The organism is Psychrobacter sp. P2G3 (assembly GCF_001593285.1).
GTDB lineage: Bacteria > Pseudomonadota > Gammaproteobacteria > Pseudomonadales > Moraxellaceae > Psychrobacter.
The window spans coordinates 2,966,180-2,992,782 of record NZ_CP012529.1 but is presented as its reverse complement, the minus strand read 5'-3'; the positions used below and the strand labels follow the sequence as shown (position 1 = coordinate 2,992,782).

Sequence of the window (26,603 nt, the reverse complement as noted above, 5' to 3'; positions counted from 1 at the left end):
TACTATAGTCCATACGTATATGAGAACTATCGTTTACTAATCAAGATGAGGTTATATTATTTTGGTTTAATAAGAATTTAAAGGAAACATTAATGACCTTAAACCATTTTTAAGTGATGAATCATGTGATAATAAATACAATTTACAACACCTCAAACCCAAACCTACCCAACGCTTCTCGCAGCATCGCAATATTATAATACGCATGCGCATTGACGGTGTTTTGAAAGAAAATATAGAGCGTATCAAAATGCTGACGCTGATTGGCAATCGCCTGCGCCCAATCCTGCATCTCCATCTCGCTATAACGATAATCATGACGATCGGCTGCACTCATCGCATCCCACCAGTTTAGATTATTACCATGCATACGCAGGTAGCCAGTACGCTCGGTAAATATCAGTCGAGACGGTGGTAGACCACTGACTTTGGGATAGTCAACGCTACACCAAATCAAGCCTTGTTCTTTAAAGCTATCGACCACTTGCGGAGTATGCCAGCCGTTATGACGAAACTCGACTGCCAGCGGATAATCCTGAAACCAACTAACCAGGTTGACAAGATAAAGACGATTCTCGCGAGTACGATCAAATCCATGTGGGAATTGCAGTAATAATGGTGCTAGACAATCGGCTTCGATAAGTGGGGTGAGGGCAGTAAGAAAAGCTTGTGCATGTTCGGCAGTGCCTTTACGTGCATGAGTAAAGTCTTGATGCAGCTTGACGGCAAACTTTAACTGACTGTCTGCTTGCACGTACGCTTTATTGACCATACCAGCAAAGGCTTTTTGTCCAATAGGCGCGTAGAAGGTACTATTAATTTCTACCGCGCCGTATTGCTTGGCATACTCACGTAAGAAGTCAGCCTTTTTAGTGCCTGTTGGATACAGCGTGCCTAATAAGTCAGTATCGCTATAACCACCAGTGCCGAGGTAAATAGTAGGAGTAGGGGTACTGTCCATGTTGACCACTCTTAGCTGTTTTTGATGATTAAAGTTTTAACGGAGTTTTTCATCTATAGTCAAGATCAAATAAAACAGATACATGGTTTTATGACGTACGACTGGTATGAGTTTTTCTAGCTTGCTGTGCCTACGCTGACAGAGGCTGCAAAAAATTCATACCAGTCATGCTATATCGTTTCTACATTGAGTTGACTGTATTATTTTTTACGCGACCACAACCATTCTATCAATGCCAATAACGCATTATTGTCTTCATTATCGCCAAGTTCGCGACTCTTCAACTCACGATTGATGGCTGCGCGTCCATCGTCAAATAAGGATTGTGCGTAACTTTTTGCAGCATCCACACCCATTAATTTTACATAGGTAGATTTATCCAACTTCTCATCGCTACCAGCAGGCTTGCCTAAAGTGTCGGTGGAGGTCGTCACGTCTAAAATATCGTCTTGGACTTGAAAGGCTAGACCAATATGCTGCGCGCATTCTTGTAATGCCATACGCTGCGGAGCGGTCGCGCCAGCACAAATTCCGCCCATCAGCATAGCGGCTTCAATTAACGCGCCTGTTTTGTCACGGTGGATAGCCTCTAAGTCTTCTTGTAAAATATTAGCGCTGGCTTCAGCATTAAGATCAAGCATTTGACCAGATACCATACGCCTAGCGCGCGGAGCAAATACGGCTAATAACTGGCTGGCAATGTTTGAATCAAAAGGTGCAAAGGTTGGAAGTTCGGCCGTTAATACTTCAAAAGCGAGTGTTTGCAGCACGTCACCAGCCAGTAAAGCGGTGGCTTCGTCAAACACAATATGACAAGTTGGCTGACCACGGCGCAGTTCATCATCGTCCATGCATGGTAGATCATCATGTACCAGTGAGTAAGTATGCAGTAGCTCTACAGCCAATGCAGCACGGCGGCACATATCATAATCTGAGTCGTTTTCTAACAACGACTCTAAATCAGCACTTATCAAGTGGTCTGTCAGATTTGTAGGGTCAGATGAGGGATTGCCTACATCGACACTTATATCAATATCTGTACTAATACTAATACTCGCATCAATACTAATGAAGCTACTAGCTACCAATAAAGGCCGCACCAATTTGCCTTGCCCCGTCATTACATAGCGACAAGCGTCATTGAGTGGATTTGGTAGGCTTGCATAGGCAAACAGTACTTCGATATCTTGCGCTAATTGCGCGCGCAACGTGCTATGGAACTGCTCAAAATTGGTAAAAGGCACAAAAAGAGGCGCAGAAGAAACAGACATAACTCAACCAACCACCATGTGAATAGAAATAGAAAAGATGTGAATAATAAACGAATAACAAGCTAGTGTAGCATGATAGCTGATACGGCTTGTACGTACACGCTAAGCGCTGTTCTATTTTGGTTACGTATTGGTGATTTAACTTGTAGGTTGAATGTGTTTTTATAAAGTGTTGACTGTAATGTTGATTAATGATGTTAACTGTAAGAATAACCTATAAGCTGACTGATATATAAAACAGACTTGTCATAAGGAAAATGTCAGCTATTGATTTACTAGGTAGCGGTTCACCAGCTAATAATTTAATAGTGACTTGTGAGTCTGGCATTAGCTTGTGACAGTCGGGGGCATAATCCCCTACACTAAATGACGTCAAAATGGTCTAATGGTACAAAAGCCCCGTAGTTAAGTTACTATTATGGAATGAACCTGCTACGGATTAAACCTGCGTCTAAATTTACGTTTGATTGAATATATTTATCATTAGACTTATATCGAAGCAAAAAATTAGGATAATAACGATGCGCCATGTCAGTGAGCGCGGGATAATAAAGACATCATCACTGCTCAATTTAGCAAGTTATTCGTTTACAAGCTTGCAAGTTGACAGTATTTTTACTCGTTTTATTAACAGCAACGAGCTATTCATTTTAATTCTAAAACGTAGCTTTTATGATTTGATTTTTATCAAATAGTTTTTATTACATAGCAAGGAGTTTGAAATGGTATATCAAGGAAATCGCATCACGGTGACAATGCTAGAGGATGGCATCGCCAATATGCAGTACAACGCCGAAAATGAGAGCGTGAATAAGTTTGATGCTGAGACCAATAAGCAGTTTACTGAAGCGGTCAGTGCACTTGAAAAGTCTGATGACGTCAAAGGTCTTATCGTGACTTCAAGCAAAGGCGTCTTTATCGCTGGTGCTGACATCACTGAATTCGTCGGCTCATTTAAGAAGCCAGAAAGTGAGATTAAAGAGTGGGTCGTTGGTATTAACGATACTTTTAATCGCTTTGAAGACTTACCGTTCCCGAAAGTAGCTGCTATCAATGGCGCGGCGCTTGGCGGTGGTTGTGAGATGACCTTAGTTTGCGAATATCGCGTCATGAGTGACAAAGCGATTATCGGTTTACCAGAAACTCAACTGGGTATCTTCCCAGGTTTTGGTGGTACGGTTCGTAGTACACGTGTGATTGGTATCGATAATGCTCTTGAATTGATTGCAACTGGTGCACCTAAAAAAGCGCTTGATGCACTAAAATTAGGCCTAGTTGATGCGACAGTACCTGCTGATGACTTGCAAGATGCGGCGATTGACCTAGTCAAAAAATGTATCTCAGGTGAGCTTGATTGGAAAGCGAAGCGTGAAGAGAAACTGGTGCCTGTTAAGTTAAATCAGCTTGAGCAAGCGATGGCGTTTAACAGTGCAAAAGGTATGATCTTTGCCAAAGCCAATCCTAAGCAATACCCAGCGCCTGCGCTTGCTATTGAAGCAATTGAAAAGCATGTAAATCTGCCACGTGATAAAGCAATCGAAGTAGAAGCGACTTATTTCGCTAAAGCGGCCAAAACGCCACAAGCAGAAAGCTTAGTGGGTCTGTTCTTAAACGATCAATTGGTTAAGAAGTTAGCGAAGCAACATAGCAAGCAAGCACATGAAATCAATGAAGCAGCGGTATTGGGCGCTGGTATCATGGGCGGCGGTATTGCTTATCAAGCAGCGAGCAAAGGCTTGCCAATCATCATGAAAGACATCAAGTCTGAGCAATTAGATCTTGGTATGGGCGAAGCTAGCAAGCTATTAGGAAAGATGGTTGATCGCGGCAAAATGACCCCAACCAAAATGGGCGAAACCTTGAGCCGTATCCGTCCAACCCTTAACTATGGTGACTTTGCTGAGACTGATATCGTTATCGAAGCTGTCGTAGAAAATCCGAACGTTAAGCGTGCGGTACTAAAAGAAGTAGAAGGTCTAGTAAAAGACGATTGTATCTTAGCGTCAAACACCTCGACTATTTCTATTACTTTCTTAGCTGAAGCACTAGAGCGTCCAGAAAACTTCGTCGGTATGCACTTCTTTAACCCTGTGAGTCGTATGCCATTGGTCGAGGTCATTCGTGGTGAGAAGTCATCTGAAGAAGCTATTTCTACTACTGTTGCTTTAGCCTCTAAGATGGGTAAAGTGCCAGTTGTGGTGAATGATTGCCCAGGTTTCTTAGTGAACCGTGTATTGTTCCCATACTTTGGCGCATTTGATTTGCTATTGAAAGAAGGCGCTGATTTTGTTCATGTCGATAAAGTTATGGAAAAATTTGGCTGGCCGATGGGTCCTGCTTACCTAATCGACGTCGTCGGTTTAGATACTGGTGTCCATGGTGCAGAAGTCATGGCAGATGGGTATCCTGACCGCATGAAGCCTGATTATAAAGGTGCGATTCAGCATTTATATGAGAACGAGCGTTTAGGTCAGAAAAACGGCGTTGGTTTCTATAAGTATGAAACAGACAAGCGTGGTAAGCCAAAGAAAGTGGCTGACGAAGCGACTTATGAGCTATTAAAAGCGACGACTGATAGCGACAAGCAAACGTTTGAGGATCAAGCGATAATCGACCGTACCATGCTAGCTTTCTGTAATGAGACGGTACGCTGTCTAGAAGACAACATCGTCAGCACGCCATCTGAAGCGGATATGGCGATGATTATGGGCGTTGGTTTCCCGCCATTCCGCGGTGGTCCTTGCCGTTATATCGACCAAATGGGTCTAGATAACTACTTGGCACTGTGTGAAAAATACGCGCACCTTGGCAAAGCCTATGAAGCCCCGCAAAAAATTCGCGACATGGCAGCAGCAGGCGAGACTTTTTACGCCACGGCGTAATGGGCAGTCATTACTAAGATGAAGTGCAGTACGTTTGCTGGCGAAGCGGATAGCAATGGCTATATCGATAGCTTTGACCGCAAACGTACCGTTTTAGTCGGTTTGATTGAAGGTTAATACAGTCTGATTATATGCAGAGATACGCATCGTACCTGTAACGAGATTGACGAGTATAAAGCCAAATTAGATCGACAACACTGACAATAAAAATTGAAAAGGAAGATAGTATGACAATTTTAAGTCCAAAAGATGTGGTCATCGTAGATGGCGTACGCTCAGCAATGGGTAAAACTAAAAACGGTATGTTCCGTCACGTTCGCGCTGATAGCATATCTGCTGAGCTAGTACGTGCATTGGTTGAGCGTAACGACTTTGACACACGCGACGTCGAAGACATCATTTGGGGCTGTGTCAACCAAACCCTAGAGCAAGGTTTGAATATCGGTCGTAATATCGGTCTGCTGGCTGGTATTCCAAAGACCGCTGGCGGCCAAACAGTCAACCGTCTATGTGGTTCTTCTATGCAGGCGCTACACACTGCTGCAGCTCAAATCATGACTAACCAAGGTGAGGTTTTCATCATCGGTGGTGTTGAACATATGGGCCATGTCGGCATGATGCATGGTGTTGATCTAAACCCTGAAGCGTCAAAGCATTATGCAAAAGCCTCAAACATGATGGGCTTGACTGCGGAAATGCTTGGTCGTATGAACAACATCACCCGCGAAGAGCAAGATGCTTTTGGTCTTGAATCTCATCGCCGTGCATGGGCTGCGACCACTGAAGGTCGTTTTGATAATGAAATCATCGGTATCGAAGGTCATGATGCGACTGGTCGTCTGCAACTATGTACCGTTGATGAAGTAATTCGCCCAGATGCGACGATGGAGCAAATGCAAAAGCTACGTCCAGCTTTTGATCCTAAAGGCGGTACAGTGACTGCTGCTACCTCATCTGCATTATCTGATGGTGCGTCAGCAATGCTAGTAATGAGCGCACAAAAAGCCAAAGATTTAGGTCTGAAGCCTCGTGCTCGTATTCGTAGCATGGCAGTCGCTGGTTGTGATGCGGCTATCATGGGTTACGGTCCTGTACCTGCCACGAACAAAGCACTTAAGCGTGCTGGCATGAGCATCGATGATATGCAAACCATCGAGCTAAACGAAGCATTCGCAGCGCAAGGCTTGTCAGTTCTTAAAGCCTTGAACTTGACGGACAAGCAAGACATCGTCAACATCAATGGTGGCGCAATTGCATTAGGTCATCCACTAGGCTGTTCGGGTGCTCGTATCACGGTTACCTTGTTAAATGCCATGGAGCAGTCAGATACTGAAATCGGTCTAGCGACGATGTGTATCGGTCTTGGTCAAGGCATCGCTACGATTATTGAGCGTGTTTAATTTTCTAAACTTGTAGTAGCTTTGCAAGATTTCAGCATTTTAGAAGAAGCCTCCAGTCAGATGATTGGAGGCTTTTTTATTAGTAAATAATAATGAAGCCTCTATGACACAACGTTCGTAAGTTGTTAATAAAGAGGATGGTCATTGACGCATTGAACGAAATATGACTAAATAAGAGTATATCTAATAATTATAAACTAACAATTTAGTCTGCAGCGACCTGCTGCAAGCGTACAAGGAGTGTACCTAACATGGCCACTATGATTACCGATCGTACCTACCGCATTGCCCGCGAAAACACGCAAGCAATGCTTATTGATGTACAAGAGCGTCTAACGCCACATATCTACGATCACGAGAACATCGTCAAAAAAATATCAACATTAATTAAAGGTCTACAGGCTCTTGGTATTCCTATTATGCTCAATGAGCAATATAAAAAAGGGCTCGGTGGTACGTTGCCTGAGATTTTTGAGCTTTTAGAAGGTGATAACGCTAAAAGTTTTGAAAAAGTTACGTTTAGTGCTTGCGACAACGATGATTCATGGCATTATTTAGCACAACAAAATCGTAGTATCGTTCTACTATTTGGCGTTGAGACGCATGTGTGTGTCATGCAGACGGCGTTAGATTTACTAGATAATGGTATGCAACCAGTAATTGTCGGCGATGCTGTAGGGTCGCGCTTTCCGTACGATAAAAAACAAGCCATACGGCGTATTCGCCGCGCAGGTGGGGTCATTACTACTGTTGAGACTGTCTTGTTTGAGCTATGTCGCACTAGTAAAGATCCGGCCTTTAAGACCATTAGTAATCTGATTAAGTAGCTAATTATTATTAAAGATAACTATTATTAAATGAGCTATATAATGAATTGCCTAATCAGATGTTATTCAACACAAAATAAATAATACAAGGCACAAAGGATGAATAGGCTAACGCAGTACGGTTTAAAACCTCTCTTAGCAGTTGTATTCTCAGTGATGATGATACAGCCGGTGATGGCTGCCAGCCCTATTAGTAGTGGAAATAAGCTGGCGCTGGATGCAAAAAAACAGATCGGAGTGACAGTTAGCTATGATCCTGCCTATCGTCAAATGGACTTTCCACGCGGCGATGTGCCAATGGATACGGGCATAAGTACCGATGTAATTGTGCGCGCTTATCGTTTACAAAATATAGATTTACAGCAGCTAGTTAATCACGACATGAAGTCAAATTGGTCGGAATATCCAAAGACTTGGGGTCTAAAATCACCAGATAAAAACATCGATCATCGCCGTGTGCCCAACCTTGAAGTGTTTTTTGAGCGTCATGGTAAATCACTATCTATCACTGATAAAGACAGTTTTTTGGCAGGAGATATTGTGACATGGCGACTACCAGACGGCAATTTGCCGCATATTGGTATCGTCTCAGATAAGAAGGCCGCCGATGGTACGCCGCTAATTATTCATAACATCGGAAGCGGTACTCAAGAAGAGAATATCCTTTTTGCTTATCCTATTACTAAGCACTTTCGTTATTAACGTAGACGATAACTTTAGTATGACGTTCTCGGAAAGCACAGTAAATCTATAAGAAAAATAAAACCCAGTCAATAGCAATAAATACTTGCTACTGACTGGGTTTTTTAGTGGTATTTTATTTGTCAGTATTGGCCATACCTAACAGCTGACCCATTTGTACCAAACTATTAGCCATCATGTTATCTTGCCAGTCAGCTTTTGCAGCTTTGGGCAATATGACAATAGCGGTTGAACCTAAATAAAAACGGCCAAGTTCATCGCCTTTTTCAAGTTTCATGTCATGATCAGCTTCTTGAATATCATCAGTACGCGTAATTTTGCCTGTCGCTACGGTCTCGATACCGGCGACAATCATCGCTCCAACCATTACAACTGCTGCTTTACCGTATGCCGTATCGAACATACAAACCAAGCGCTCATTGCGTGCAAACAAGTCAGGAATATTGGCGGCAGTGGTAGTATTGACTGAAAACAGTGTGCCAGGCACATAGCGAGTTTTAGTCAAAGTGCCCGCAAATGGCATGTGTACGCGGTGATAGTTGCTAGGAGCTAGATAGACAGTGGCAAAGCTACCATCAGCGAAATAGCTGCCATCCTCACTATCAGCAAGTAGCTGTCCGATGTCGTAGTATCGACCCTTAGCCTGTAACATTTTGTGGTCTTCTATCTGACCGAGCTGGGAAATTATGCCATCAGCAGGGCTTGCGATGCCATGAATGGTAGTATCAACAGCACGAGCATCATCTTTGAGTTCACGAGTAAAAAAGTCATTAAAGCTTTCGTAAGCGTTGAGGCTCTGTCGTTCATATTCATCCAGCTTTACGTTATAAGCTTTGGCAAAGCTACGAATAAAGGCGCGTTTAACTATAGGATGACGACTGGCGGCTAAACGTCCGGCCACTTTGCTGATCTTTTGCTGCGGTACAAACTGCTGGATAGTGGTAAATAAAGTCATAACGGGTTACCAGAATAATAATTAAGATGAGAAGATAGAGCTGGAAAATAATAAGAAGTGTTTGTATTTTATCATGGTCAGCACTCAATCGTATGACCATAATTGTTTAAGGAGGTAATCTATGAAAGCACTTATTCAGCGGGTAAATCGTGCTAGTGTTACAGTTGATGAATGTTGTATAGGCTCAATTGAGCACGGAATACTGGCATATATTGGCTTAGGGCATGACGATAACTTGCAGAATGCAAAGCGGATGATCGATAAAATCCTGACTTATCGTATTTTTGATAATCATTATGATCCAGCTAAGTATGGCAAGCTAGATTTAAACGTGCAGCAGGTAGGGGGCGGGTTGTTGTTGGTACCGCAGTTTACTTTGATGGCGAAGACAGACAAAGGCCGTCGCCCTGATTTTGGCGGCGCGATGGCGCCTGATGCAGCACAAGTACTGTTTGAGCAATTAGTCGCTTATGCTAAGACCCAACACCTTGATGTTGCAACTGGTCAGTTTGCTGCTGATATGCAGGTTGAAAGTATCAATGATGGGCCGCTGAACTTTTTATTAGAGGTGATGTGAATCACCAAAAATGGTTTAGATTCTAATTGTCATTAAACTGTCATAATTAATCCGTTTAATAAGCAGACATTAGTGAATGTTTATCGCCTTTTTTGCACCCTGAATTTTCCGTACCATATAGCTTTTACCAATGCTTAATAATAAGGTTGTCGTATGTATAATGAGCAGATTTTGATTGTCGAAGATGAACCAGCGATTCGTGAGATGGTTGTGATGACATTGGAGATGGCCGGATTTGATAGTTTGCAGGCAGCTGATGTCTCAGAAGCGCATCAACAAGTGGTGGATCATCGTCCTGCGCTGATCTTATTAGACTGGATGTTACCCGGAGATAAAAGCGGCATTGATTTTTGTCGCATGCTCAAAAGTGATGAATTGCTCGCTGAGATACCGGTCATTATGTTGACGGCCAAAAGTGAAGAGGATAGTAAGGTTCATGGCCTTGATGCTGGTGCTGATGACTATATGACCAAGCCCTTTTCAACACGTGAATTAATCTCAAGAATTAAAGCGGTATTGCGTCGTAGTAGTGCGCTGAGTGCTGATAAGCCTATCGAAATAGGTAAACTGAGCCTAGACCCCAAAGGCCAACGCGTTACAGCTAATGATAAGATCGTTGATATCGGTCCAACAGAATATAGGCTGTTGGCGTTTTTTATGAGCCATCCAGAGCGTGCTTATACGCGGACACAATTGCTAGATCAGGTTTGGGGCGGTAATGTCTATATTGAAGATCGGACCATTGATGTACACATCAGGCGTTTACGTAAATTATTGAAGCCCCACGACTGCGATACTTTAATTCAAACCGTTCGTGGTACGGGTTATCGGTTCTCTAGTCTCATTGAAAAAGTATAACCATTTTAAAAAACGGTACGTGAATCATAACGCAGTAGATAGTCGTAAGGATAATGAATTATATGATAACGCCTACGGAAAACGAGCAACAAAGTAAGCAAGAAAAGGGAAAGCAAGAGCAAGTTGCTCAGCAAGAAGTGCTGGGTCAACTTAAGAAAATCAGAAGCTCACTACGGGCACTACAAGATGCAGTAATTTTGCTGAATGATGATGATAGTCTGGAGTGGTGGAATCAGGCCGCAGAGGATTTGCTATTATTGCAAGCAGCCGATCAGGGCAAGAGCATTTTTGACTTCATTACCGTACCTGAATTTCGTCAGTACTATCAGACGATGACGACACCTAACGATGGGGTTCATATGGCGTCATGGCGAGACCCTAAGCGTTATTTGAAATGTGAGCTCACGCCTTTTGGTGACGAGAAGTTATTGATTATTTATGATGTGACTCGCTTGCATCATTTAGAGGAGATGCGCCGCGATTTTGTGGCAAATGTCTCGCATGAGCTCAGAACACCACTAACAGTGCTCATGGGCTATCTCGAAAACTTTTCAGATCAGCCCGACATGCCATCGCAGTGGCGGCGCGGTTTTGAGCTGATGACCCAGCAGACTGCACGGATGAATAGAATTGTTAATGACTTATTGCTGCTCTCTCGAATCGAAATCGAAGAAACCCATGAGCTGAATTATATCGATATGACCAAGCTACTGACTCATATCTATGATGACGCGCAGGCCTATAACCAAGAATATAATCATAGCATTCACCTGCAGATAGACACCTATGATGGATTGTATGGGTCAGAGATGTACTTAAATAGTGCCTTATCTAACTTGGTGATTAACGCCATTAAGTACACGCCAAAAGGTGGCAATATAGCCATTAGCTGGACTAGAACCTCAGACGGCTGCCGCTTCGCCGTCGAAGATAATGGCATTGGTATAGCGCCGCAGCATATTACGCGCTTGACGGAGCGCTTCTATCGCATTGATAGTGGTCGCAGTCGTGCCACAGGCGGGACCGGGTTGGGACTAGCGATTGTGAAACACGTCTTGTATCAATATGATGCCAACTTGCAAATTGAGTCGATGGAAGGCAAAGGCTCGACTTTTAGTGCAGTATTCCCAGCTGCCCATGTTCGGTCAGCGCCTACGGACTGATACTACAGTCGATCTCTACCATGTGTAAGCAGCCGTTAGTATTGGCCAGTTTTACACACCTATGCGCGCTAATCTTTTTGCAAAAATGGGTAGGGGTTAACTGCGCTACCATTGATATAAATACCGTAATGCACATGTGGCGGTGTGCTTTTTGCATTGCCACTGTCGCCGACATAGCCAATGATATCGCCAGCATCAACCCAGTCATTAGGTGAGATGTCGGCATAATCTTCTAAATGCGCATAATAATGTCCTGCGCCGCCAGGACCTACGATGACGATTACTTTCCCACCTAAATTATTTTCACCAACTTTTCTGACGATACCTTGCGTCGTTGCCTGTATCGGCGTGCCTCGCGCTGCAAAAATATCAATACCTTCATGCGTACGGCCTTGGCTACGTGCAGCGCCCCATGTATCAGTTAGATGCTGTTCTGGTAGCGGACTGGGTAGGCTGTTTTCTGTGGGCAGTTCTTGTTGTAATAAGCTAAGTTGTTGCCATTTCGCTACTACAAACGACTGTGTTTGTTGGCTGATGCTCGGTAGTAGTTTGTCTAATACAAACAATAGCACCAATAAAACAGCAGCTCTAATTAATACGCTTAATGCACGGCGCAAAAACGTTGGCTTGGGTGGCTGTTGATTTAGATTCGCTGGCATCGACATCTCTTGGGTTTTATATTAAGTTTTTGCATTCATTTCAATTGATATTATAAGAGTCTCGCTCTATAACGTTTGTATCGCATTGTTATACCTAGCTGTTATATTTGGTTTTTAGCCCCATAAACATAACGTTTCTTTTCCTTTAAAATTCTGCGTAAAACATCACGTAGATAAAATACCATGTAAAAATAAATGCTGCTATATATGGCCAAATCTCTATGACTGACACTGCACTTATTATCGATACTGAAACCGATCAAGGTCGAGATCCACGACCTATCCAAGTTGCGACCATTAATGTGATGACTGGATTTGAGTGGATGAAATATTTTAATAGCGGTCGTCCTATATCACCAATCGTGATTAAAGTTCATGGCATTACTGATGATGATGTGGCTGGGCTTGAGCGTTTTGATTTGGAAGAGTTCGAGTTACCAACGTACCTGATTGGTCATAATGTACGTTTTGATTGGCGAGTAATTGGCAGCCCATCTGCCAAGCTTATATGTACCGTGCGGCTAGCGCGCGTGGCTTTTCCAGAATGGCGTTTTTATGGACAGTCCAAATGTATCGAGCAGTTATTGGGACAATCTGAGGCAGGCAGGATGACGGTCGCGGCTCATGATGCGCTAGGTGATGCACGCATGTGTTATTTGCTCTATCAAGCCTGCTGCGAGCGCTTAGAAATTGCGCCGACTGACTTTGCCGCGGCTCATGCTATTTCCAATAAAGCCAATCCTGTGAGTAAGATGCCGTTTGGGAAACATAAAGGCAAGCTGATTAAAGACGTGCCAATCAACTATGTGAAATGGATGCTGGGTAATATTCATAATATGCAGCCGTCGCTTTATTCTGCTTTGACTAAGCGGGTCAAGGCAGAAGCCGTAAAAAATCCAAAAGACTAAATAGACTTGCTTGAGCTTAATGGATTTAAAAAAAAGACTGAGATTATTTATTGTTGTTTATTTAGCCAATCAACTGCCATCTGCCATAACTCAGGGGCTTTAGCATTGGTGCGACTACTAAAATAGCGCATGTGTCCGATACTGCTTAGCCCCAAGTCTTTCGGATCAAAGAAGCGTTTTTCGACTGGCATTTTGGTAAATACGCGAATCATGTCATCCATATTTTTACTATTGGCAATTTCATCATCGCTAAAGCCGAGCCATAATGCAGGCATGCTCAGCTCATCATAAAAATGGGTGTGTACGCTTTTGCCAAAGGCTGTCTTGATATAACCTGCGCCATTACACCACTCGCGCCACTGCCTAGCTACGCCGCGCGGTAGCGGTTCGCCCATGCCGATTTTATCTGATGGGGTGTAGCCTAACGTCAAGTTAGTGAGTGGAATAAAGGCATCCATAAAGCCCATTGCCTTAAGTTTATAAGGCATATCCATGTTTTTGATACGGCCTGATGAACAAGCAACGTTGAATACGGACGCGATAGCCTTATAGTTTGGCATTAAACCCATTAGCTGACCGCCCGCGCTGTGACCAATTAAGTGATGAGTAGCATCGGTAAACTCATCTTGCAGGGCATCAAGTACGGCTGGCATATCGTGACGTCCCCAACTGATAAGAGATGCATCGCACTTAGCCAAATCGGTTGTAAGCGATTCGCCGATACCTTCATTATCAAAGGTCAGTACCCCAAAGCCATGCTCTGCTAAAAAGTTAGCGAAATTATGGTAAAACTGGCGTTTAATACCAGTAGCTGGCGCTATCATGACCGCTGTTTTTAATGCTTGTTTAGGACGATAAACAGTGGCTGCTAGCGCTCGATTACGATCAGTCATTATGGTCAGTGAATAAGTATCAATATTAGTATTGGGCTGATCGTTCGTTGCAGTATCAACATGAATAGCAGTAGTACTGTCTTGTTGATTTGAAGAGAATGGTACTTGGTTGTTGAGCATCGTTATACCTTAATGAACTTGTTATTTTATTAGTCAGTAGTAATTACTGATAAACAGTACGCTATTAGCGTGAGTTTACTCATCAGTACTTACAAAAAATTTGGCAATTGCGTCATAGTCATAAATCGTTGCTACTATTAGGTAGCATGGCTTATGTTAAGATAAATACTGACGAATAGGAATGAAACAAAAGATACTTAATAGTCTCATTGTTGGCCAGAGTTATTTTTTATCAAATATATATCCAGAAAACTGAAAATAGACGTGAACTTCATTTATGTTTATTATGCGTAATCAATATACCGCTAGCAACGCTCTGAACATAACGAAATAATGTAGAGAGATTTGAACTAAGGCATAAGCAGAATAATGATCTAAATCAATAAATCAGCAAAAATAATTTAACACAATAATCCACGTAGAATTTACGCAAAGTTAAGGGCATTATATGCAAATGAAAATTAACAACGACACTTATGAAGTACTAACCAGTCAAGATATTGCTCATATTGAAAAAGCAGTAGATAAATCAGCGTTAGCTATGCCATTGGTTGCCGTCTATTGTGGCTCACGTTTGGGCAATAGTGATGTCTATGAGCAAGCAGCACGCGATCTTGGTCGTGCTTTGGCAGACAATGGTATGGGCTTGGTTTATGGCGGCGCAAGCATCGGTCTTATGGGTGCAGTAGCTGACGAAGTTATAAAAGGCGGGGCGCAGGCTGTCGGTGTGATTCCGACCTTTATGCTTAAACATGAAATCGCTCATGAGCAGCTAACACGTCTGCATTTGACTGACACGATGCATACGCGCAAAACAGTTATGGCAGAGTACGCTGATGCTTTTATCACTTTACCGGGCGGACTTGGAACGCTGGAAGAGATAATGGAAATCGCCACATGGCGTCAACTATATCAACATGAAAAACCGATGATCATTCTTAATATCAATGGCTTCTATGATCGTATGATTGACCACCTAAAATATACTACTGAGCAAGGTTTTATGAAGCAGCAGGATCTCGATCGTTTGGTGGTTTGCAATACCATTAACGAAGCGATTGACTTGTTACAGACATTAGTAACGATAGACGATGCGGTTGATACAGAAAAAATGGCAGGAACCGAGAGCCAAGTTCTATAAAACTAACTGAGTAGAACGCTATAATATTAATAGCGATGCTATCAGTGATTATGATAAAAAATAAAAGGGAGCAGGTGACCAAAGACTGGTTATCTGCTCCCTTTTTTATGCCTTTCCCAAAGTTACAAGCTAATGATAAATACTATATTTTAACAGCGGACAAATCAGCTGAAGTTGCTTCACAAATACTACGATTAACGCCAGCCATTGCCTGTGGAAACCCACGTTCTTCGGCCAATATACGCGCAACCTTGTCAATCGCTAAGCTATCGTTGTGCAAAAGATAAGACCATTTATGGGCGTAGCGGCTACGATTTGCAGCTGTATCGTTATCTACTAAACCAAGCTCTGTCAGCTCATCAACAATCTGATCAGCAGCAATCAAAGTTGAGGATGCTTTGACATTCTCTGCGCGCGCATAGCGTATATTAGAATACAGACTTACATCAGCCACCCGCAGCGTGTCATCCTGCCCCGGAATTTGCTGCCCACCATATAAGGCATTACCGACCGTACGTGCGCTATGAAATGTCGGTACAAACTCAGCCACATATTCAATCGCTTGCTGGCTACGTGCTTGTAGCGGCGCTTTATCCCAACCATCTTCAATATAATGTACATATTGCTGCGGTAGCTTAGGCTGCGCGCTACCTTTATTAGAGGCGACTAAACCATCACTAAATAAGGTAATCGCTTTACTCATACCGTGAATCTGAAAGTAGCCACCCGGATAGGGGGTGAGCTGCGCCATACCTTCTGGCGTACCGCGACTACCATAGATAATAATCTCTGGTATCTGTCCGCCAGCATCATCCCAGTGCGTAATATAAGAGGACTTAAACTCAACCATACGCGTGACTTTGACACCGACCATATCGTCGATAACGCCGGTACGAAAGCCGCAAGCATTAACTAGATAATCAACTTCGATAGACTCGGTTTGCGGCTCGCTCGCTTGTTGGTAGTCAATACGCCACTTAGTGACATGGTGATCAGCGTTCGAACAATTCTCGCAATCTACAGGCATTACTTGCTTGATTTGGGTATCCGTAAACACATGCGCATGGTCATATTCTGCTAACGCTAGCTGTGCAGAGGCCGCTAAACGAAAAATATTCCAACCGTATTCTTGTACGACAATCAGCGGAAATTTGACTTTGTTTAAGTCCAAATACTTGGCAACCGGTATCATCCATTCATCGACCGTACTAGGCACTGCGACTTGCTCACGTTCAGACAGCTCTAGCACTTGCTCGTGACTATAGAGCTGATAGTAATTTTCAGGCTCGCCCAATACTTTATTATTCGCATCTTTTGCAATAAGCTCACGATAAGCGTCCGTTAAAATATCAAGTCGCGGTAGCAAATCTTCGGGCAACCCTTCATCGCGAGTCGGCACTGCAAATACCGTTGGACGTACATCAATCGTATAAGGATAAAGGCGCAAGATGTCGATACATTGTTTGAGAAGTGCGACGCAGTCTTCATCAGGGATTTCACGATACAGATTGCCACCAGCATGCAAATGACACATTGGCGGCCCATCGATAAGCGATTTTTTCTTTTCAAATAAGTAAGTCTCAAGCCCTAAAGCGGCTAGGCGAATAGCAATAGTTGCTCCTGCTGTACCGCCGCCCAGAATACCAACGCGTTTAGTAGCTTCGGTATTCTTTAGCGTATAAGATAAAGCATCGTGCTGGACGGATTGTGATTGATCTTTGATAAAAGATTGGGTCATTGTCGTTGTCATATCCTTGATAGCATTAGCATAAGGTCATGCTCGGCGTATTCGTTGAGTGTCTTTTTATATATTTTGTTAAATGCGTTATTTGTATTGATATGCGTGCAGATACCAACAAGTTCAACGTCTATATTGAATCGTGATAGTCATACTTTTAATTATTTATGAGTATTGGTATTTCATGACGTTATTTTACGAAAATCTATAACCAACATGATGGCAAATAAGTAAGTAGATGCATTAGTTTTGTCAACGAATAGCTGTGATTAGCATTGGGTGGACAAGTAATGAATAAGCAAGTATTAGATAGATAAGATTCACTAGATGTGAGAGTAAAATCAAAATTAATTTTGATGATAGTTAACATTGATTCTTAGAGTAAGAAACAGACTAGTTTAATGAATTTGTAAAAATTACGCGCTTTTGTAAACTTATATTTTGATAGAAACGACTTTTTCAAAGCATATGCTATATTAAAATGCTTGAAGTCAAGTTTGAGTGTATTGATAAATCAGAGCTTAGATTACAAGTAAAAATATGCATAAAAATTTAAACTAACAAAATTTTGTTCTTAATTACAAGGAAGTTATTATGAAACGTATTCTTATGTTATCTGCATTAACGGGTGTTTTAACGCTTACCGGTTGTTCTACATTAAACAACGTGTTTGGTAATGACAAATCAGGTATGCATGATGTTAAAGCAACTAGCAATAACACAGCGCCAGTGGCTAGTAAAAATGGCGTGTTAGTTGATGCGACCAATCACATGACTTTATATACCTTTGATAAAGATTCAATGAATAAATCAGAATGTGGTGCCGCTTGTTTAGTCGCTTGGCCTGCATTTATGGCACCTAACAACGCTAAAGCTTCTGGTCAGTTTGCTGCATTCCAACGAGAAGATGGCAAGTACCAGTGGGCAATGAATGGTAAGCCATTATATTTCTACGCCAATGATACAAAAGTTGGTGACAAAGATGGTGATAACAAGCTTGGCGTTTGGCATGTTGTTCCAGCCAAATAAAGTATAAAACTACAATATTAATAATAAAAAAGCAGCCATTATAATGGCTGCTTTTTTATAGAACGCTTGGCGAGAATATTCGTAAGCCAAGGTTAGTGAGGAGAAATTAGCTTTATTTTGCTTTGTTCTCTACCAGTTCGCTATCTATTTGGATAGGGACATTAATAGAGATACCTTCAGTGAACGTAGTCGTACCATAGGCAGCACAATCGATATTTCTGATAGCACGAAAATCAATGACTTAGCCTATATGCTGCTTGCATCAAACACTAAAAACCGTTAAAATCGCGGTTTGATTTTCCCGCTGGGGAAGGCTAGGTGAGCAGAGGTGTGGTGTTGGGTGCTGGAATAAGCCAGTGACGCAGTTGCCAGACTTGCAGATGTCCTTAGTGCCTCAGTTACGTATGCTCAGTGTTGCAAGAACTTTGACCCATCGTCAATAATACTGTGTATACATCGGACATAGAGAGTTTATTATGCGTAAAGATATCCATCCTAATTACCAAGAAGTTTTATTCCATGATACTAACGCTGACGTGTTTTTCTTAACTCGTTCAACGGCTAAGACTAAAGCTACTCGTGAATACGAAGGTAAAGAATACCCATACTACCCACTTGATATTTCAAGTGCGTCGCATCCGTTCTATACTGGCGAGCAGCGTAAAACTTCTACTGAAGGCCGTGTTGCAAGCTTCAACAAACGCTTTGGTGCGTTTGGTGGCCGTAACAAGAAAGCTGCTGATTCTGCTGAATAATTTACGCTTATTGCGTAAACTTATTTTGCTAAGTAATAAAAAACCGCTGATAATTCAGCGGTTTTTTTTGCATTTTTTTAAGCGTTTTTAAGTGGTTTATCGTTTAGAGGCTTTTAATTGCTATGCCCATCAAGCTGAGATTCAAGCAGTTGAGCAATCAGTTCTGCCAATTGCTGTGCCCAAAAGCCATAAGTTAAGCTGCTTGGGTGAAAGCCATCGCTAGCAAACATAGCGGCGCTATCGATAGGGGTACCATGGGCATGCTTTTCTGCCATTAGCGTAAAGTTTGCTGCCATATAATGTACACCGTTATGCTCAGCACAAACGCCTTCTAATACTTGATCAAGCCTTGTGGCTTTCGCACCAATAAAGTTATTAAGCGGAGAAGGTAGTGCTGGCATCTGCGCCATCGGTGGTAGACTTGAAAATATAAGCTCTCGTACACCAAATTTACGCTGAGCAACGGCAATAATGTGCTCAAGCTGCTGTTGCCACTTTACTGCAGAGACATTGGATGTAGTGTCATTAACGCCGACACTCAGAACCATAATATCAACTGGCTGGTAGGGAGTAGGTAGGACATACAGTCGACGTAAAATATCGAAACTGGTATGTCCAGTCGTAGCCTGTAATGACCAGCTAAGCGTATCAAACTGAGTGTGAGTGACTAATTTTTGCTGTAAAGCAGGTATCAACTTGCCAGCAAGCGCTTCTTGCTGCGTCAAACTACCGACACCAGCTGCTGCGGAGTCACCTACAATCATTAGGCTCAGCGTTTTCGTAGTCTCACTTGCTACCATCTCAGTAGAGTCGCGTAATTGAATATGACCGTGTCTTTCGCCTTCTGGTTCAGGAAGGCGCACGGTATCGCGTTTGACTTTGCGACCTTGATATAAGTAAATAGGGGCGAGCAATACATCCTTGGCAATGGCTGACATTTTAAGAGGAGCTACCATCCTGCACGCTCCCGTATACTAGTGAGACTGTCTTCTATGAGTAGTTTACCATCGACATATACATCACGTAGTAGACTGTCAGTATCAGCATTTAAATCATCAGTTTTTATGGTTTTTATCTGTCCGTTATCATCTTTTATCAGTGCTAAGCGGCCTTTTTTAGAGCGTTTAGAATGGCTAGTCACCGGATCTTTATAGATGTCTTTCCAAACCCCATCGATACAAATGGCGCTGGCCTTCATCGCCCAGTTCATCGTATCGCGATTGACTTGCTGCAAAAGGCCACCACCCATACCAAAGGTAATATTCTCCGCGCTAAAGCCAGCTTTCATCACTACATCAATGATCTTACTTAAGCTTTGCGGGCTAATGCCATCACCTTGAATGATACGTACGTAATCAGGCAAGACTTTATAGCCTTTACTGTTAAGAGTCGTACCAAACTTTACTGCCAAACGTTCTAACGCCTCACGTACGACTTTGGTTGGCTCGCCACTGTCTGGTCGAATAACCAAGGTGCCACCCATATTTTTGACATCGTCTTTTAACGCATCGCCCCAAATATTATCAATGGCATTCCATAAGTCATAGCTATCAGAGACCACTGAAAAGGCTTTATCTTCACCACCAAACTGTTTAATCATATTGGCAAAAGCAGCAGTCTCCCCATCGCGACCCCATGCGGTCATGGTGCTGTGTTCAGCGGCAGGAATAGAGAACGCTGGCATATCATTGCCCATTTGATACCAACGACTAGCAGCAACCAAAGCGGCCATAGAGTCAGTACCAGCGAAATTAACCAAATGCGCTAAGCTACCGAGCGCTACTGATTCATGACTAGAAGCGCCACGTGAGCCAAAATCATGCAAACGGAAAATGAGTGATTCTGAATTATCAGCAGACTTTTCTAACGCACGGCGGATAATACCCTTGCAATAATGTGACACACTAGCGACAGTGGAGGGATACCAGATGGCGCGCAGCAGGGCAGTTTCGATATAGCTTGGTAACCAATAAAAATCAGGATCAGTATTGGTAATTTGGCAAACGACATTAGATACAGGCACGATGCTGCCTTCAGGCATAGCCTCGATACGTAGAGGCAAATAACCGCCATGCTTATCGACCAAACGCTCCCAGCCAGCACGATTAAACGTCAGACCGTGAGCATGGATTACTGTTTCAGCTTCATCGATATCTTGATGAGTAATAGGAGTACTTAAGTACTCTTTAATAAAAGCTTGTAAGCCGAAAAATACCACATCATAGTCGCCACCACGGGCTTCGATGTAACTGGACAGATACTCACTGCCAGCTGGGTATTGCACCCAATGTGAGGTCTTATAACTGTCACTATTAAGAATGAGATTATTCAAATTGCTGGTATACATCACAGAACTCCTCTGCTTTTAGATGTCACAGCTGCTTTTTTGAATGACAGTTGCGACGGTTAGACCCTTGCCGTCTATCGGCTTGGGCGGTGAAACTAATATATATAGAATCTATAAAATAGAAGTTCACTAAAGGGAATTAATAAATTATATAGACTCTTATTGGTTAAGGATTTATAGATAATGAACTAAGTGGTCAAATGAAGAAGCTATTACAATCCAACCATCTTGGTGATAATCGCATAATGGTCTTCAAACATCATAGTGGCATCAAGCTCAGCTAGTGGTAACCAAAAAGCTTGAGCAGCATCGTCGCCACCTTTTACTTTTGGCAAGCCTTTTGCGTCATTCTTTAGTTGAAAATAAAATGCTTGGGTAAGCGTGCGTCCGCGTGCGGAGCGGTAAGGATCATCGAAAGTATGTTGACTATGACAAGAGCCGCGCAGTACGGGCTCAGGGACTTTTAGCCGAGTCTCTTCACGTAGCTCACGGATGCAGGCATCAAATAAGGTTTCTTTTGGATTAAGGAACCCGCCTGGCAATGCCCAAAGTCCTCGTCCTGGCATGCTACGACGCTCTACCAACAAGATATGTCCCGACTGTACAACCAACGCATCAGCAGTCATAAATGTCGGTGAATAAGGCGCAGATTCCCATTGTTTTTTATACTTATCAATAAAGCCTGCTTCCTCATGCAATTGCTGATAATGGCTCGTCTTTTTAAATTCGTTCAAGACTTTTCGAGTGGACTCAGGCGTGCGCTCAGGGGTAGGCGATGCACCCATTAGGTAGCTGTCGCGAATGGGTGTGGCAGATAAGTTATGATAATTTGGCACAGAAACCGATGCCCAGTTAGGAAATAACGATAAGTAATAAGAAGAGCTGTCTTTAGAGTGACCGATAAGACCGATATCAGCATTTAAGTCACCGGTGACAGATTTTACGCCTGCTTGAACATATTGTAGCCAGCGCGTGTCATTATAAAGTGCATCATCTAAGCCTACGCAATGAATGCGTGCTGCCTCATCCGCTGAATAAGCGCCTTGAATCATAGCTGCACGCTCAGCGACACTGAACGGATTGCGCAAACTACGCGGCAAATTGGCCGAACCGATTAGCATGATTACTTCATCAGCACGTTTTAGTGCTTCGTCAATGACAGCTTTATGCCCACGGTGGAACGGTTGAAAGCGACCAATAAATACCAGATAGCGGTAGTGTTTACTCTCTTGCTTATCTGAACTTTGCTCTGATAATTCACTCATAGACGCCGATTTCCTACTACTTATTTTTTTGGTTGAAAACAATTTAATGACGCCAATACTGACACAGCACAGGAGTTGCTGACAAGTGCAAAGATGTTTAGCGGTGTGTAATTACTGATGTCAGCGTATTTTAGTGCTTGTTTTTTAACGTAACAATTTTATTTTGAACTGAAAACTTATTTTTAACTTAATACAAGGGGCTGTCCTAGATAAGTAAAATAATCTAGGATAGTCATATGAGAAAGAGTAGATTAAGTTGGTACAAACAAACTAAGCTTATCGAACTATTTGTTGCCGGTTCTACCGCAAGAACAGCAGCAAGCTTAGTGGGTGTTAATAAAACAACAGCCAGCTATTACTTTCACAGGCTAAGACTACTGATTTATGAAAATAGTCAGGAACCTGGCCTTCTAGAAGGCGAAATAGAAGTTGATGAGAGCTACTTTGGCGGCAGACGCAAAGGCAAACGTGGTCGCGGTGCTGGTAACAAAGTTCCTGTTTTTGGACTGCTTAAGCGCAATGGTAGCGTCTATGCTTGTATCATCCCTAATGCCAGAGCTGATACCTTAATCCCTATTATAAGAGAGAAAGTAAAGCCTGATAGTATCGTTTACACAGACTCCTTTAGAAGTTACAACGCACTTGATGTCAGTGAGTTTACCCATTACCGCATTAACCATTCAAAAGAGTTTGTACAAGACAGTAATCATATTAACGGAATAGAGAACTTTTGGAGTCAAGCAAAGCGTCATATGCGTAAATATAATGGCATCCCAAAAGAGCATTTCCATCTGTTTTTAAAGGAATGTGAGTGGCGTTTTAACTACAGTGATCCGAAACGTCAATTACGTCAGCTAAAACAATGGGTTAAAAAGGAACTGAACTAGTTATCTAGGACAGCCCCTAATACAAAATAAAAAACCCTCCTAAAACATTAGAAGGGCTTTACTAAAAAGTTAATAGCTATAGAAAACTACAGTGAGCCAATTTTCTCTAAGCCTTGCTGTTCAATCACAGCGGTTAAGCCTTCGTCTTCTTCAATGCGTTTGATAAAGGCATCAAAATTTTTATAAGCAGACAAATCGATGTCAAACTTCTTCGCCCACGTCAGGGTGACGTAAAGATAGATATCAGCGGTCGTTTTAGTACCTGTTAGATAATCTTGTTTACCAAGCTGCTCATTGGGCAATCTTAGTAGATGAGCGATGTTCTCTTTTGCCTTATCTTTTAGCTTTTCTTGCGCTGACTCATCTTCGATAAAACCATCAGGACCAAATAACGGGGCAAATGCTTTATGCAGATCGGCATTTAAAAATGCTAGCCAATGCATAATCTGTGCTTGTCCGTCAGGCGATTTATCTGTACCAAAAATATTAGCATTAGGATAGTTGGCATCAACATAGACTTGGGTAGCAATGTTTTGGGTGACAATTGTCTCACCATCAACTATCGAAGGTACTGCGCCTTGCGGATTAATGCGCAAATATTCTTCTGATTTCACTGAATCGTGATCTAACAGCTCAAGCTCGTAATCGGTGCCTGTCCACTCAAGTGCTGTATGTGGCACGACTGCGCATGTGCCTGGTATCACATATAACTTCATAAAATACTCCTTTATGTATTTAGTTATAATTATTCATATCACTGTATTAACGATATCAACTTTAGCTAATCAACCAAGCTTATTCAGTTATCTTATGTGAAGTTAATTTGGATAGATGTAATAGATATATAGGTTTAATAGACATAAAATCATTTTGCATGCTTCTCAATCCATGCGACAACCGTCGGCCAAATCTCTTTGGCAGCGTTACGGCTAATCATGATGCGGCTATGGGTATAATCGTCCAAATTTCCATTACTGATTGAGTATTCACGAAACACGTTAGTAGGATTATCAAAAGCATTGAAAAACAACTCACAGCCACCGGTTGGGGAGATGAAGTTGTCGCCTTTGGCACTAATAGCGTAGATAGGCGTAGTAATCATTGGCATATGCTGTCGATAATCAAAGCTGTCATCATGATTGGTGTCTTTATCAATGATGTTTTCTGCGAGCTTGCTTTGCTCAATATTACTCTGTTTAATCTTACTCTGTTTAATAAAGCTGCTCTTAAAGTTCTTTTGTAGGTTCCAATCAAACCACTGATTCATTGTGTAATAACTTTCGTTAATAGGCCCCATCTTGAGTTTTTTTGCAGGGATGTAGCCAAATAGTCGTGTAAATAATTTGGCTGTTAGTATCTTAGTGTAATTTTTGCGATTTACTACCGCACCATAGGCTTGGCAGGCAAACATGCTGATGCTATTCAGCTTGGTAACATAAAGTGGGTTTTGGATTAAAAACATGGTCAAGCCAACGCCGCCACCGCTATGAGTAACACAATGCAAATTATCCAATTCTAATTCATCCAATAAATAACGAAAAGTCGCTTCAAAATCATAAGTAGCGACGGTTTCGAAGTTGAATTTATCTTTTGGCACTGAGCTGTGACCATGACCACGCCATTCCATAATATAGCAGTGATGACCAAAGCTGGCTAAATGCTCTGCAATTTTTAAGCAGGTGTGTTTGTCCGAAAACGTACCGTGCGTTAGTAATATATTTTGCGCTTTGGCCATAGAGCTGTCAGCTGCAACGTTATCATCAGTCTCACTATTATCCTTTGCGCTATCAATAACTTGCCAAACAGCAATTTGCTCACCATCTTGAGTGGTCACTAGATTTAGCGTTTGTGTCATCATAAAAGTGGTCTCGTTCAAATCATTTACTCAAATCATTTAGTATAGGTACGCAGGATTCTTAAAAGATACCATTATTAAGTAGAGAGCGAGTAAACATCGTTCAAGTACTTTAATAATAGATGCTCTAATAACCAGTGCTTTAATAAAAGATACTTTAATAAAATGCCAAAAAATGGAAAGTTGCTCTTACTAGAGCTTTGCGCTTTTTATTTTGTATATCGCAAGAGACTACGATGCTTGATAATTGGCAATACCGTCTTAATATAGTCACTAATAGATATGGTATTTGCAATAGAACAACTTTGTATCGTTGTTTTTGTATCGTTGTTATAGCTTCACAGCATTTACGCTTTAGATTTGAGTATTAAAAAAACCAATAGCAGCCATTTATGACAGTCACAGTTAAATCACAGTGGCGCAGTCGGAATTATCGCTTGAGTGCGCTATAATAGCCGTTATAACTTTATTGAAATCGTAGTTAAACCAAGCCAATATAACGATAAGCTGCGATGGTTGATAATCTGCCTATTTTTCAAAATTCACGACACAGCAGCCATGACAGATATAGCATTTGTGTCATAACGCATAGGAAACCTTATGAGTGAGCACAACCAAACTGACAGTCAATTAGACCAGTCTACAGACTTCGAATCAGCATTAGATACTGATCAAACCGAGACCAAAAGCAATATTACTATTACTGAGTCAGCGCAAGGTTACTTGGCAGATTTGTTGTCAAAACAAGATACTGACGGCATCGGTGTGCGTATATTCGTTGAACATCCAGGTACACCGCGTGCTGAATGCTGTATGGCATATAATCAGCCGGGCGAGGAAGATAGCGCCGATCTGCGTTTTACCTATGATAATTTCTCTGCATTTATTGAGGCGGCATCAGTCCCTTATTTAGAAGATGCCGTCATTGATTATAATAAAGATCGTTTTGGTGGTCAGCTGACCTTCCGTGCACCAAATTCTAAAGTGCCAAAAGTTGGCGCTGATGCGAGTGTCGAAGAGCGTATCAACTACGTCTTGCAGTCTGAAATTAATCCAAGCTTGGCCGCGCATGGCGGTGATGTACAATTGCTTGAACTGATTGAAGAAGAAGGCATTGGCTTAACCGCAGTATTGAAGTTCGGTGGTGGTTGCCAAGGTTGCTCAGCCGTTGATATGACCTTGCGTCAAGGTGTTGAAGTGCAGCTCAAGCAGCAAATACCAGAGTTGACTCAAGTCGTCGATGAGACTGACCATACTCGCACTGAAAACGCCTACTATAAATAAAGGTTTAATAGTAAGTAAGCGCCTAATAACTGCTAAAGACAGTATGAATAACGCTTATTAATTTTACGGCTTATGAATATTAGTCATTAAGTGTTGAATAAATTGCTATTCTTTTAATAAAGAAGC

Annotated in this window: 24 protein-coding genes; 13 read left to right on the top strand and 11 right to left on the bottom strand. The window is 42.2% G+C overall.

Features of this window, described 5'->3' with window-relative positions; all coding sequences use genetic code 11:
* Positions 1-142: 142 nt before the first annotated feature.
* Positions 143-961: a DUF72 domain-containing protein gene (locus AK823_RS12225; RefSeq protein WP_068329557.1), complete on the bottom strand. Its 819-nt coding sequence runs from the start codon at positions 959-961 to the stop codon at positions 143-145.
* Positions 962-1,161: 200 nt separating this feature from the next.
* On the bottom strand, positions 1,162-2,232 hold the full coding sequence (locus AK823_RS12220; protein ID WP_068329554.1) for a polyprenyl synthetase family protein: 1,071 nt from the start codon (positions 2,230-2,232) through the stop codon (positions 1,162-1,164).
* 722 nt (positions 2,233-2,954) lie between these two features.
* On the opposite strand from AK823_RS12220, the gene fadB reads away from it, so the two are divergent.
* From fadB to AK823_RS12200, 4 genes are all read left to right on the top strand, one after another.
* On the top strand, positions 2,955-5,114 hold the full coding sequence (fadB, locus tag AK823_RS12215; protein WP_068329551.1) for a fatty acid oxidation complex subunit alpha FadB: 2,160 nt from the start codon (positions 2,955-2,957) through the stop codon (positions 5,112-5,114).
* 227 nt (positions 5,115-5,341) lie between these two features.
* Complete coding sequence (gene fadA, locus AK823_RS12210) at positions 5,342-6,514, top strand: acetyl-CoA C-acyltransferase FadA (protein WP_068329548.1); 1,173 nt, start codon at positions 5,342-5,344, stop codon at positions 6,512-6,514.
* A gap of 251 nt (positions 6,515-6,765) precedes the next feature.
* Positions 6,766-7,341 carry an isochorismatase family protein gene (locus tag AK823_RS12205; protein ID WP_068329546.1) on the top strand — a complete coding sequence of 192 codons (576 nt, stop codon included), beginning with the start codon at positions 6,766-6,768 and terminating at the stop codon, positions 7,339-7,341.
* Between the two features lie 99 nt (positions 7,342-7,440).
* A complete protein-coding gene (locus tag AK823_RS12200) occupies positions 7,441-8,043 on the top strand; it encodes a DUF1287 domain-containing protein (protein WP_228138867.1) in 603 nt (200 codons plus the stop codon).
* Between the two features lie 115 nt (positions 8,044-8,158).
* Here AK823_RS12200 and asd read toward each other — a convergent pair whose 3' ends face one another.
* Complete coding sequence (gene asd, locus AK823_RS12195) at positions 8,159-8,998, bottom strand: archaetidylserine decarboxylase (RefSeq protein WP_068329544.1); 840 nt, start codon at positions 8,996-8,998, stop codon at positions 8,159-8,161.
* Between the two features lie 121 nt (positions 8,999-9,119).
* Here asd and dtd point away from each other — a divergent pair, with 121 nt between their 5' ends.
* The 3 genes from dtd (at position 9,120) to phoR (ending at position 11,596) form a co-directional block, all read left to right on the top strand.
* Positions 9,120-9,575 carry a D-aminoacyl-tRNA deacylase gene (dtd, locus tag AK823_RS12190; protein WP_068329541.1) on the top strand — a complete coding sequence of 152 codons (456 nt, stop codon included), beginning with the start codon at positions 9,120-9,122 and terminating at the stop codon, positions 9,573-9,575.
* Between the two features lie 153 nt (positions 9,576-9,728).
* Complete coding sequence (gene phoB / locus AK823_RS12185; protein WP_068329539.1) at positions 9,729-10,433, top strand: phosphate regulon transcriptional regulator PhoB; 705 nt, start codon at positions 9,729-9,731, stop codon at positions 10,431-10,433.
* Positions 10,434-10,495: 62 nt separating this feature from the next.
* On the top strand, positions 10,496-11,596 hold the full coding sequence (gene phoR, locus AK823_RS12180) for a phosphate regulon sensor histidine kinase PhoR (protein WP_068329537.1): 1,101 nt from the start codon (positions 10,496-10,498) through the stop codon (positions 11,594-11,596).
* A gap of 68 nt (positions 11,597-11,664) precedes the next feature.
* On the opposite strand, the gene AK823_RS12175 is transcribed toward phoR, so the two are convergent.
* Entirely contained in the window at positions 11,665-12,255 is a 591-nt protein-coding gene (locus AK823_RS12175) for a M23 family metallopeptidase (protein WP_068329535.1), read from the bottom strand.
* Positions 12,256-12,476: 221 nt separating this feature from the next.
* Between AK823_RS12175 and AK823_RS12170 the strand changes: the two genes are divergently transcribed.
* Positions 12,477-13,163, top strand: coding sequence for a DUF3820 family protein (locus tag AK823_RS12170; RefSeq protein ID WP_068329534.1), 687 nt, complete (start codon positions 12,477-12,479; stop codon positions 13,161-13,163).
* 47 nt (positions 13,164-13,210) lie between these two features.
* Here the strand turns inward: AK823_RS12170 and AK823_RS12165 are convergent, their stop codons facing one another.
* A complete protein-coding gene (locus AK823_RS12165) occupies positions 13,211-14,056 on the bottom strand; it encodes an alpha/beta fold hydrolase (RefSeq protein WP_068330329.1) in 846 nt (281 codons plus the stop codon).
* A 568-nt stretch (positions 14,057-14,624) separates the two neighbouring features.
* On the opposite strand from AK823_RS12165, the gene AK823_RS12160 reads away from it, so the two are divergent.
* The gene (locus tag AK823_RS12160) at positions 14,625-15,317 is read left to right on the top strand and encodes a TIGR00730 family Rossman fold protein (RefSeq protein WP_068329533.1); all 693 of its coding nucleotides are present in this window, start codon (positions 14,625-14,627) and stop codon (positions 15,315-15,317) included.
* Between the two features lie 142 nt (positions 15,318-15,459).
* On the opposite strand, the gene AK823_RS12155 is transcribed toward AK823_RS12160, so the two are convergent.
* Positions 15,460-17,055, bottom strand: a complete 1,596-nt coding sequence (locus AK823_RS12155) for an FAD-dependent oxidoreductase (protein WP_068329532.1) — start codon at positions 17,053-17,055, stop codon at positions 15,460-15,462.
* Between the two features lie 594 nt (positions 17,056-17,649).
* Between AK823_RS12155 and AK823_RS12150 the strand changes: the two genes are divergently transcribed.
* Together AK823_RS12150 and AK823_RS12145 are read left to right on the top strand one after the other, a co-directional pair.
* On the top strand, positions 17,650-18,084 hold the full coding sequence (locus AK823_RS12150) for a hypothetical protein (protein ID WP_068329531.1): 435 nt from the start codon (positions 17,650-17,652) through the stop codon (positions 18,082-18,084).
* Positions 18,085-18,560: 476 nt separating this feature from the next.
* Entirely contained in the window at positions 18,561-18,839 is a 279-nt protein-coding gene (locus AK823_RS12145) for a type B 50S ribosomal protein L31 (RefSeq protein ID WP_068038044.1), read from the top strand.
* Positions 18,840-18,952: 113 nt separating this feature from the next.
* Here AK823_RS12145 and AK823_RS12140 read toward each other — a convergent pair whose 3' ends face one another.
* The 3 genes from AK823_RS12140 to AK823_RS12130 all read right to left on the bottom strand — a co-directional run bounded on the left by AK823_RS12140 (position 18,953) and on the right by AK823_RS12130 (position 22,451).
* A complete protein-coding gene (locus tag AK823_RS12140) occupies positions 18,953-19,795 on the bottom strand; it encodes an SGNH/GDSL hydrolase family protein (protein ID WP_068329530.1) in 843 nt (280 codons plus the stop codon).
* Positions 19,789-21,186: a nicotinate phosphoribosyltransferase gene (locus tag AK823_RS12135; protein WP_068329529.1), complete on the bottom strand. Its 1,398-nt coding sequence runs from the start codon at positions 21,184-21,186 to the stop codon at positions 19,789-19,791. The genes AK823_RS12140 and AK823_RS12135 overlap by 7 nt, the downstream gene beginning before the upstream one ends.
* 212 nt (positions 21,187-21,398) lie before the next feature.
* Positions 21,399-22,451 (bottom strand): bifunctional nicotinamide-nucleotide adenylyltransferase/Nudix hydroxylase, encoded by a 1,053-nt coding sequence (locus tag AK823_RS12130; protein ID WP_068329528.1) that lies wholly within the window; start codon positions 22,449-22,451, stop codon positions 21,399-21,401.
* A gap of 236 nt (positions 22,452-22,687) precedes the next feature.
* Between AK823_RS12130 and AK823_RS12125 the strand changes: the two genes are divergently transcribed.
* Positions 22,688-23,338 carry an IS1595 family transposase gene (locus AK823_RS12125; protein WP_068325289.1) on the top strand — a complete coding sequence of 217 codons (651 nt, stop codon included), beginning with the start codon at positions 22,688-22,690 and terminating at the stop codon, positions 23,336-23,338.
* An 86-nt stretch (positions 23,339-23,424) separates the two neighbouring features.
* Here AK823_RS12125 and AK823_RS12120 read toward each other — a convergent pair whose 3' ends face one another.
* Both AK823_RS12120 and AK823_RS12115 read right to left on the bottom strand, forming a co-directional pair.
* Entirely contained in the window at positions 23,425-24,054 is a 630-nt protein-coding gene (locus AK823_RS12120; RefSeq protein ID WP_068329525.1) for a glutathione S-transferase, read from the bottom strand.
* 149 nt (positions 24,055-24,203) lie between these two features.
* Positions 24,204-25,196, bottom strand: coding sequence for an alpha/beta fold hydrolase (locus tag AK823_RS12115; protein WP_068329522.1), 993 nt, complete (start codon positions 25,194-25,196; stop codon positions 24,204-24,206).
* 597 nt (positions 25,197-25,793) lie between these two features.
* Between AK823_RS12115 and nfuA the strand changes: the two genes are divergently transcribed.
* On the top strand, positions 25,794-26,477 hold the full coding sequence (gene nfuA / locus AK823_RS12110) for a Fe-S biogenesis protein NfuA (RefSeq protein ID WP_068038023.1): 684 nt from the start codon (positions 25,794-25,796) through the stop codon (positions 26,475-26,477).
* Positions 26,478-26,603 lie beyond the last annotated feature (126 nt).